Source organism: Sphingomonas sp. (genome assembly GCF_039595165.1).
Classification (GTDB): domain Bacteria; phylum Pseudomonadota; class Alphaproteobacteria; order Sphingomonadales; family Sphingomonadaceae; genus Sphingomonas.
The window spans coordinates 45,271-53,756 of record NZ_JBCNMA010000011.1 but is presented as its reverse complement, the minus strand read 5'-3'; the positions used below and the strand labels follow the sequence as shown (position 1 = coordinate 53,756).

The 8,486-nt window shown below is 66.7% G+C and carries 7 protein-coding genes; 5 read left to right on the top strand and 2 right to left on the bottom strand.

Annotated features, from left to right (window positions below; translation table 11 throughout):
• A partial coding sequence (locus tag ABDV68_RS03695; RefSeq protein WP_343518300.1) for a TonB-dependent receptor occupies window positions 1-1,485 on the top strand: 1,485 nt, incomplete at its 5' end.
• A gap of 61 nt (window positions 1,486-1,546) precedes the next feature.
• Here the strand turns inward: ABDV68_RS03695 and ABDV68_RS03690 are convergent.
• Window positions 1,547-2,008, bottom strand: coding sequence for an Lrp/AsnC family transcriptional regulator (locus ABDV68_RS03690; RefSeq protein WP_343518299.1), 462 nt, complete (start codon window positions 2,006-2,008; stop codon window positions 1,547-1,549).
• Between the two features lie 126 nt (window positions 2,009-2,134).
• Here ABDV68_RS03690 and ABDV68_RS03685 point away from each other — a divergent pair, with 126 nt between their 5' ends.
• Window positions 2,135-2,401 carry a hypothetical protein gene (locus ABDV68_RS03685; RefSeq protein ID WP_343518298.1) on the top strand — a complete coding sequence of 89 codons (267 nt, stop codon included), beginning with the start codon at window positions 2,135-2,137 and terminating at the stop codon, window positions 2,399-2,401.
• Here ABDV68_RS03685 and ABDV68_RS03680 read toward each other — a convergent pair whose 3' ends face one another.
• Complete coding sequence (locus ABDV68_RS03680) at window positions 2,402-3,034, bottom strand: XRE family transcriptional regulator (protein ID WP_343518297.1); 633 nt, start codon at window positions 3,032-3,034, stop codon at window positions 2,402-2,404.
• Between the two features lie 162 nt (window positions 3,035-3,196).
• On the opposite strand from ABDV68_RS03680, the gene ABDV68_RS03675 reads away from it, so the two are divergent.
• The 3 genes from ABDV68_RS03675 (at window position 3,197) to ABDV68_RS03665 (ending at window position 8,486) form a co-directional block, all read left to right on the top strand.
• Complete coding sequence (locus ABDV68_RS03675; RefSeq protein WP_343518296.1) at window positions 3,197-5,188, top strand: serine hydrolase domain-containing protein; 1,992 nt, start codon at window positions 3,197-3,199, stop codon at window positions 5,186-5,188.
• Entirely contained in the window at window positions 5,188-6,195 is a 1,008-nt protein-coding gene (locus ABDV68_RS03670; protein WP_343518295.1) for a dipeptide epimerase, read from the top strand. The genes ABDV68_RS03675 and ABDV68_RS03670 overlap by 1 nt, the downstream gene beginning before the upstream one ends.
• A gap of 98 nt (window positions 6,196-6,293) precedes the next feature.
• Window positions 6,294-8,486 (top strand): TonB-dependent receptor, encoded by a 2,193-nt coding sequence (locus tag ABDV68_RS03665; protein WP_343518294.1) that lies wholly within the window; start codon window positions 6,294-6,296, stop codon window positions 8,484-8,486.

The window sequence follows — 8,486 nt, the reverse complement described above, 5'->3', positions numbered from 1 at the left end:
GTTGATCGCGTCGTTTCGCGCTTCAACAACGCGATCAACGCGGTGTCGAGTGGCGGGCAGATCGTCTGCGCGATCAATGCCGACGCCGTTACCACCAACGATGACCCTGCCTGCCGCCCGCTCAACCTGTTCGGGCGCAACGCGCCATCGGCGGAGGCGCTCGCCTACGTCATGGACACGCAGCGCAGCGACACGGTGAGCAAGCTCGACGCCGCCGCGGTCGAACTGCAGGGCGATCTCTTCTCGCTCTGGGCGGGGCCGGTGACGATCGCAGTCGGTGCCGAGGCGCGGTGGGAGGAACAGAGCGCGCGCAGCGGCACGCTGGACCTTTCGGGCGCGTTCGGCCCGGTGCTGACGCTCTTCGGCAACCCGGTCAGCGGCGGCTTCGACGTGCGCGAAGTATTCGGGGAGGTCGCGCTGCCGTTGCTCGACATCGAGAATAAGGTGAAGATCGATCTCAACGGCGCCGCGCGCTACTCGGACTATAGCCGCAGCGGCGGGATCTGGTCGTGGAAGGCCGGCGGCACCGTCAGCCTGTTCGACAGCGTGATGTTCCGCGGGACGCGCTCGCGCGATATCCGCGCGCCCACCATCGGTGAGTTGTTCGCGGTGCGCGCGATCACGGTCGGGCCACTGGTCGACCAAGACACGGCCGGGCGCGCTGCGGCTAATCCGGCGTACAACCCGGCGCCACAGCAGGTGCGGACCTATACCGGCGGCAATGCCGACCTGGTGCCCGAAATCGGCCATACCACGACGCTCGGCGTCAGCTTCACGCCGACCTTCATGCCGCGCTTCAACCTCTCGCTCGATTATTATGATGTCGAGATCAACGGCGCGATCACCGCGCTGTCGGGGTCGAACCTCACCGGCGCCTGCCGGGGCGGCAACGCCGCGGCCTGCGCACGGATCACGCGCGATGCGACCGGTACGGTCGTCGAAGTTCAGTCGAACCAGCAGAATCTTGCGATCTTCAAGACCTCGGGTTTCGACATCGAGGCGTCTTATCTGCTGCGCCTGTCGGATCTCAGCGACTCGCTCCCGGGCACGCTGCGGATCCGGGCGCTCGCCACGCATGTTCGCGAGTTCGTGCTCGACACCGGCGTGACGCGTGTGGATTCGGCGGGTGATGTCGGCAGCGGGACGGGCAATACGATCCCGAAATGGCGCGGCACGCTGGCGCTTAGCTATCAGGACAGCCTGGTCGGGTTTGACGCGCGCGTACGCTATGTCGGCGGCGGCAAGCACAACCACCTGTCGGTCGACAACCCCGCCACGGCGACGCTCGAGGGGCTGGTCAACAACGACATCGCGGCGCGCGCCTATCTCGATCTCGGTGCGCAATTCAAGGTGACCGACCAGTTCACCTTCTGGACCAATGTCAACAACGTGTTCGATCAGGAGCCGCCGCTCAGTCCAGCTCAGGCGATGTATTACGATGCGATCGGCACCTACTTCACCTTCGGCGCGAAGCTCAACTTCTAGTCTCAGGGAGGGGAGGGGAGGGGGCACGGCGGGCTTCGGCGCGCCGTGCCCTTGTCGTTCGTCAAACCGGCAGCGCGGTGGTCGACTTGATCTCCGACAGCGCGACCGTGGAATTGATCTCCTGCACCCCGGGCAGGCGCGACAGCTTCTCGAAGAAGAAGCGCTCATAGGCCTCGATGTCGGCGGCGACGATGCGCAGCATGAAGTCGACCGGGCCCATCAGCACGAAGCATTCGAGCACCTCGGGCATGTCCTGGATCGAGGCGGCGAACTCGTCGAGATTGGCGCGGCCATGGGCGTTGAGCTTCACCAGCGCGAAGACATGCGCGTTGAGGCCGATCTTGCGGCGATCGACCAGCGCGACGCGGTGCTTGATGAACCCCTCGCGCTCAAGCCGGTCGATCCGCCGCCAGCAGGGCGACGCCGACATGCCGACCGCCTCGGCGATCGCCGCGGTGGACAGCGAAGCATCCGCCTGGAGCAAGCGGAGGATCTTCCGGTCGAACTCGTCCAATAGCGGCATGATATGTCCTCTATCTCAGCCAGATGAGGATAAATCATTCCCAATATCGCTGTCACGGGCGAAATCGGGTCAGATATTCTCGAGCTCGCGCGATATCATCTCCGCATCGATGAGGAGAGGTGTCGCGTGCAAATAATGGAGCCGTCGGACGACCAGGGACGCGCGGCGGTGTTCGCGATCACCACCGAACGCTGCCCGCAGGTCCTGTGTCGCGTGCTCGGCCTGATCGCGCAACAGGACCGGCTGGTCGACGCGGTGCGGGTCGAGTCCTCGGCCCGGGTCTGTCGCATTGCGCTCGAGATTCGGGGTATCGATCGGCACCGCGCCGCGATCGTGGCGGAGAAGATGCGCAGCCTCGTCCGGGTGCGCACGGTCAAGCTGCGGCTCGCCTGACTATTTCGCGACGGCGTCCTCGGCATGCAGGTTGATCAGCGAGTCCATGAGGCCATCCTCGGCGCTCGAGCAGACGCCGAGGATCACCGCCTCGTCGCAGCCTTCGCCGGCGAGATAGGCATGGCCCATGTTCGAATCGATATAGATCGATTCGCCTTCTTCCAGCGTCACGGGGTCGTAGAACTCGGTGTGGACGACGATCCGCCCGCTCACGACGAAGATGAACTCCTCGCCCGAATGATGGACGAGGTCGCCGAACTCGCTGACCGATTTGACGCGCACGCGGGTGAGCACCGGGATCATCCGCTTCCGCCGCAGCTCGGTGCACAGATAATAATAGTCGTAGTTGCTGGTGTTGACCCGCACCGCGCGCTCGAGGTCGCCGATGCTGCGGCGCGCGGTCACCGGCATGTCCGGCACCGTGACATTCTCCGAGAACAACTCGGACATGCGGATGTTGAGCCGCTGGCTGAGCTGGAGCAGCTTGTCATAAGTGAGGGTGAGCCGGTCGTGCTCGACCTTGGACAGCGTCGAGACCGGGATGCCGCTGCGCTCGCTCATCTCCTTGAGCGTCCAGCCATTACGCGCGCGCAGGTTCTTGAGCAGCGCGCCGAGCGTCGGTTGCGCCCTCATGCGGTACGGTTCCGATCGCCGTTTCCGCGGTTTGACAATTCTCTAAATGGGATCATTATGTCCCGATCAGGATTAAATCGTTTCATGTCAGGTGACAGATTAGCCGTTCCGGGCTGACGACGCAATCGAGGCCGGAACGGCCATAGCGGAGGGGGTCGCATCATGTGGAAGCATTCGCTCAAACTGGGGCTGGCGGGGCTGCTCGCGCTCGCCGCAGCCGTGCCCGCATTCACGCAGCAATCGCCTTCGCTGGTGCCTGAGCCGGCGCCGAAGGCGGCGACTGCTGAAGCCGCGCCGGCCACGCCGCCTGTGCCGGCTGGCGCGGCGGCGCTGACCAAGACCGATGTCGATGCCTGGCTCGACGGCTACATGCCCTATGCGCTCGAGCGCGGCGACATCGCCGGCGCGGTGGTCGTCGTGGTCAAGGACGGACAGGTGCTCACCCAGCGCGGGTTCGGCTATGCCGACGTCGCCGCGCGCAAGCCGGTCGATCCGGAAACCACGCTGTTCCGCCCCGGTTCGACCTCCAAGCTGTTCACCTGGACCGCGGTGATGCAGCAGGTCGAGGCGGGCAAGATCGACCTCGACACCGATGTGAACCGCTATCTCGACTTCACGATCCCGCCCTATCAGGGCAAGCCGGTCACGATGCGCCAGATCATGACGCATACCGCGGGCTTCGAGGAGATCATCAAGGGGCTGCTGGCGTTCGACAAGCCGCTCAAATCGCTGGGCGACACCCTCAAGGAGCGCATCCCCGAGCGGATCTACGCGCCGGGCAGCACGCCGGCCTATTCCAACTACGCCACCGCGCTGGCCGGCTATGTCGTCGAGCGCGTGTCGGGCATGAAGTTCGACGACTATGTCGAGCGCAACATCTTCCAGCGGCTCGGCATGGCGCATACCAGCTTCCGCCAGCCGCTGCCCGCCAGCCTCAAGCCGCTGATGTCGCAGGGCTATGAGCTGGGTTCGGGCAAGGCGCAGCGCTACGAGCTGATCGGCCTCGCCCCGGCCGGCGCCGCGGCGGCGAGCGGCGCGGACATGGCGCGGTTCATGATCGCGCACCTCAACGACGGCGGCCCGCTGCTCCAGCCCGCGACCGAGCGGCTGATGCAGACCGCGCAGAACAGGAGCGTGCCGGGCGTGAACCAGATGGCGCTCGGCTTCTACGAACATTGGGTCAATGGCCGCCGCGCACTCGGCCACGGCGGGGACACCGTCTATTTCCACACCGATCTCAAGATCTTCCCGGCCGAGAAGCTCGGCGTCTACGTCTCGGTCAACAGCCCGGGCAAGGAGGGCGCGGCCGGCGCGGTGCGTAGCGCGTTGATCGATCAGTTCGCCGACCGTTACCTGCCAGCCGCGAACAAGGCGCCGCCGGTCGAGCTGCCCACCGCCAAGGAGCACGCCAAGCTGCTGGTCGGCAACTGGTCCAACAGCCGCCGGGTGGAATCGAGCTTCGCCTCGATCGTCTATCTGCTCGGCGAGATGAAGGTCGGGCTCGACGCCGACGGGCGGCCGCTGATCGCCGGCGCGCCCGCGCTGGGCGGCGCGCCGCGCAAGTGGATCGAGGTGGCGCCCTTCGTCTGGCAGGACGCCTATGGCCATGAGCGGCTGGCGGCGCAGGTGGTCGACGGCAAGGTCGTGCGCTGGTCGTTCGGCATGATCTCGCCCTTCATGGTGTTCGACCGCACGCCCTGGTACGCGACGGGCGCCTGGCTGCTCCCCGCGCTCGCTTTCGCGCTCGGCGTGGTCCTGCTCACCGCCATCTCCTGGCCGGCCGGCTGGATCGCGCGCCGCCGCTACGGTGCTGCGCTCGCGCTGGAGGGCACTGCCCGTCGCGCCTATCGCCTGGTGCGCGGCTTCGCCTGGCTGGTGCTGCTGGTGCTGGTCGGCTGGATGGTGGTGATCACCATGGTCGAGAATTTCGACTCGCACGGGTCGTTCGACTGGCTGATCCTGCTGCTGCAGGTGGCGGGCACGATCGGCTTTGTCGGGCTGCTCGGCCTTGCCGGCTGGAACCTGTGGCTGGCGTTCAAGGGCAAGCGCAGCTGGTTCGCCAAGCTGTGGGGCGTGCTGCTGGTGCTCGGCGCCTTCGTCCTGCTGTGGGTGGCGCTGGTGTTCAAGCTGATCAGCTTCGGCACGGGCTTCTGATGGTGCAGCGTCGTTCCGTAAATGTGCGCGTGCAGCGGTTTGCCTATGTCAAACCGTTCCGCATCGCCGGCCATGTCTTCACCGAGTCCGAGGTCGTGGTGGTGGAGGTCTCGGACGGCCTCCACACCGGCCGCGGGGAAGGCGGGGGCGTCTATTATCTCGGCGACGATGTCGCGGCGATGGTCGCCGCGATCGAGAGCGTCCGCGAGCCGCTCGCCAAGGGCATGACTCGCGCCGAACTGCAGGCGGCGTTGCCACCGGGCGGCGGCCGCAATGCGATCGACTGCGCCTTGTGGGAGCTCGAATCCAAGGCGGAGGGCAAGCCGATCTGGGCACTCGCCGGGCTGCCGCCGCCGCGGCCGCTGCGCACCACCTTCACCCTCGGCGCCGACGATCCGGCGGTGATGGCGCGGATGGCGAAGCACAATTTCCCCGACGCGCGCGCGCTCAAGCTCAAGCTCACCGGCGATCTTCATCTCGACCTGGCGCGGGTGCGCGCGGTGCGCGCCGCGCGGCCCGACTGCTGGACCGGGGTCGACGCCAATCAGGGCTATGCGGTCGCCGATCTCGAGGCGCTGGCCGAGGGGCTGGTGGCGCTCGACGTGCGCCTGCTCGAGCAGCCGCTGGCACGCGGGCGGGAGGCGGACCTCGACGGATTCGACTCGCCGCTTCCGATCGCCGCGGACGAGAGCGTGCTCGGGCTCGCCGATGTCGACTCCATGCTCGGCCGGTTCGACACGATCAACATCAAGCTCGACAAGTGCGGCGGGCTGACCGAGGCGCTGGCGATGGCGCACCGCGCCCAGTCGCTGGGGCTCGGGGTGATGGTCGGCAACATGATGGGCACCAGCCTGGCGATGGCGCCGTCCTTCCTGGTCGGCCAGCTCTGCGACGTCGTCGACCTCGACGGCCCGACCTTCCTCGCGCGCGATCGCCAGCCCGGCATCGCCTATCGCGACGGCGACATCCTGTGCGACGACCGCGTGTGGGGACGTCTCGCCGCCTGATGGCCGTAGCAGGAAGTATCTTTCGATATCGGTTGACAGTTCTCCGATCAGGATAATAGCATCCTGAATAGACAAAATTACATTAGGGGGAGATGGCAATGACATCATTGCCCGGTTTCGCGCGTCGCCGGTCGCTTCGCGGTTCCGCCACGATCGCGATCGCCGCGCTCGCGCTGCCCGCCGTCGCCGCGGCGCAGGAGGCGACCGAAGCGGACGCGCGCGATCCCAACGAGATCGTCGTCACCGCCCAGAAGCGCGAGGAGCGGCTGCAGGACGTGCCGATCTCGATCAGCATCGTCGGCGGCGAGCGGATGCAGCAGAGCGGCGGCTCGCAGCTGACCGACTATGCCGCCTATGTACCCGGGCTGCAGGTCGACAATGGCGGATCGCCCGGCCGCTCGACTTTGTCGCTGCGCGGCGTCGCGCCGATCGGGCCGAGCGCGACGGTCGGCATGTATCTCGACGATGCGCCGATCGGATCGAGCGGCATCTACAATCGCGCCCAGGCCTTCTCGCTCGACCTGCTGCCCCATGACATCGACCGGCTCGAGGTGCTGCGCGGGCCGCAGGGAACGCTCTACGGCGCGAGCTCGATCGGCGGCCTGCTCAAATATGTGACGGTCCAGCCGGACCTGCAGCAATTCTCGGTACGCGCGAGCGGGGAGGTCTTCACGATCGCGCATGGCGGCGACGCCGGCTGGGCGGCCGGGGCGATCGTCAACGTGCCGATCGTTCAAGACCAGCTCGCGATCAGCGGCAGCTTCGCGCGTCGCGACACGCCGGGCTATGTCGACAACATCGAAACCGGCGAGGCGGATGTGAACGGCGCGGTCCAGCAGGGCGGCCGCGCGGCGCTGCTCTGGCGGCCCGATCCCGCGCTGACGATCAAGCTGAGCGGCATCTGGCAGTCGGTCGATTCGGACAATTTCAGCATCGTCTATGAAGGGATGGGCAACACCCCGCTGGCGCCGGGGACGCCGTTCCTCAGCACCAATTCGCAGCTGCCCGAGCCCTTCACCAGCGACTTCCAATTCTATTCGGGCACGATCTCCTACGATCTCGGCTTCGCCGAAGTGAGCTCGACCACCTCGTACAGCGAGCTTGAGATCCTCGAGACCAGCGACGCCTCGCGTATCTATGGCGTGATCTGGGGTGGTCTCGCGACCTACCCGGCGACGCTGCACCAGAAGAAATGGACCGAGGAGGTGCGGCTCACCTCGGCATCGAGCGACAAGTTCGAGTGGATGCTCGGCTTCTTCTACACCGACGAGGACAACAGCCACAACCAGATCGTCCGCGCGCTCGACGCCTCGGGCGCGGTGCTGCCGGCGTTCGACCCGTTCGCGATCGTCGCGCTGCCCAACACCTATAAGGAATATGCGTTCTTCGGGAACGCGACGTGGAAGATCAGCGAGCTGTTCCACTTGACCGGCGGGCTGCGCTGGGCGCGCAACGACCAGACCTTCACGCAGGTGACTCAGATCCCGCTGCTCGGCCTCGATACTGGCGGCACGGGTAAGTCCAGCGAGGAGATCGTCACCTACAGCGTCAGCCCGCAGATCAACCTCAACCCGGACACGATGCTCTATGCCCGCGTCGCCAGCGGCTATCGGCCGGGCGGACCGAACATCGCGTTGCCCGGCTTCCCCGCAACGGTCGATTCCGAGACGGTGACCAGCTATGAGGCGGGCATCAAGGCGCGCTTCCTGAACCGCGCGGTCACGCTGGATGCCGCGGCCTTCCTGCTCGACTGGAACGACCTGCAGACCGGCGCGCCGTTCGCCAACGGCATCAACGGCCTGGTCAACGCCGGCACCGCGCGCAGCAAGGGCGTCGAGGCGTCGCTGACGGTCCAGCCGATCGCGGGCCTCAGCTTCGGCGCGAACTTCGCCTATACCGATGCCAAGTGCACCGAGACGACGACCAACTGCACCGATGGAGACCAGCTGCCGGGCGTGCCCAAGGTCGCCGCGGCAGTAACGGCGGACTATGGGTTCGCGCTGGGTAGCTCCACCCGCGCGCGCGTCGGAGGCGCGGTGCGGATCGTCGGCGACCGCATCTCGGCGGTGGAGAGCTCGGCGCTGGCGGTGCCGGTCGACGGCTATGCGACGCTCGACCTCAACGCCGCGGTCACCTTCGACCGGAAATGGACGCTGCGCGCCTATGCCCGCAACCTGACCGACGAGGAGGGGCGGATCACCAGCAACGTCGCGACCACCAATCCCGGCTTCCTCTCGACCGTCCCGCTCCAGCCGCGCACGCTCGGCCTCGCACTCGACCTGGCCTTTTGA

Bases quoted from the DNA above. Each gene is read 5' to 3' on its own strand.
- ABDV68_RS03665 (WP_343518294.1), top strand. From the start codon at position 6,294: ATGACATCATTGCCCGGTTTCGCGCGTCGCCGGTCGCTTCGCGGTTCC.
- ABDV68_RS03680 (WP_343518297.1), bottom strand. From the start codon at position 3,034: ATGAGGGCGCAACCGACGCTCGGCGCGCTGCTCAAGAACCTGCGCGCG.
- ABDV68_RS03690 (WP_343518299.1), bottom strand. From the start codon at position 2,008: ATGCCGCTATTGGACGAGTTCGACCGGAAGATCCTCCGCTTGCTCCAG.
- ABDV68_RS03675 (WP_343518296.1), top strand. From the start codon at position 3,197: ATGTGGAAGCATTCGCTCAAACTGGGGCTGGCGGGGCTGCTCGCGCTC.
- ABDV68_RS03670 (WP_343518295.1), top strand. From the start codon at position 5,188: ATGGTGCAGCGTCGTTCCGTAAATGTGCGCGTGCAGCGGTTTGCCTAT.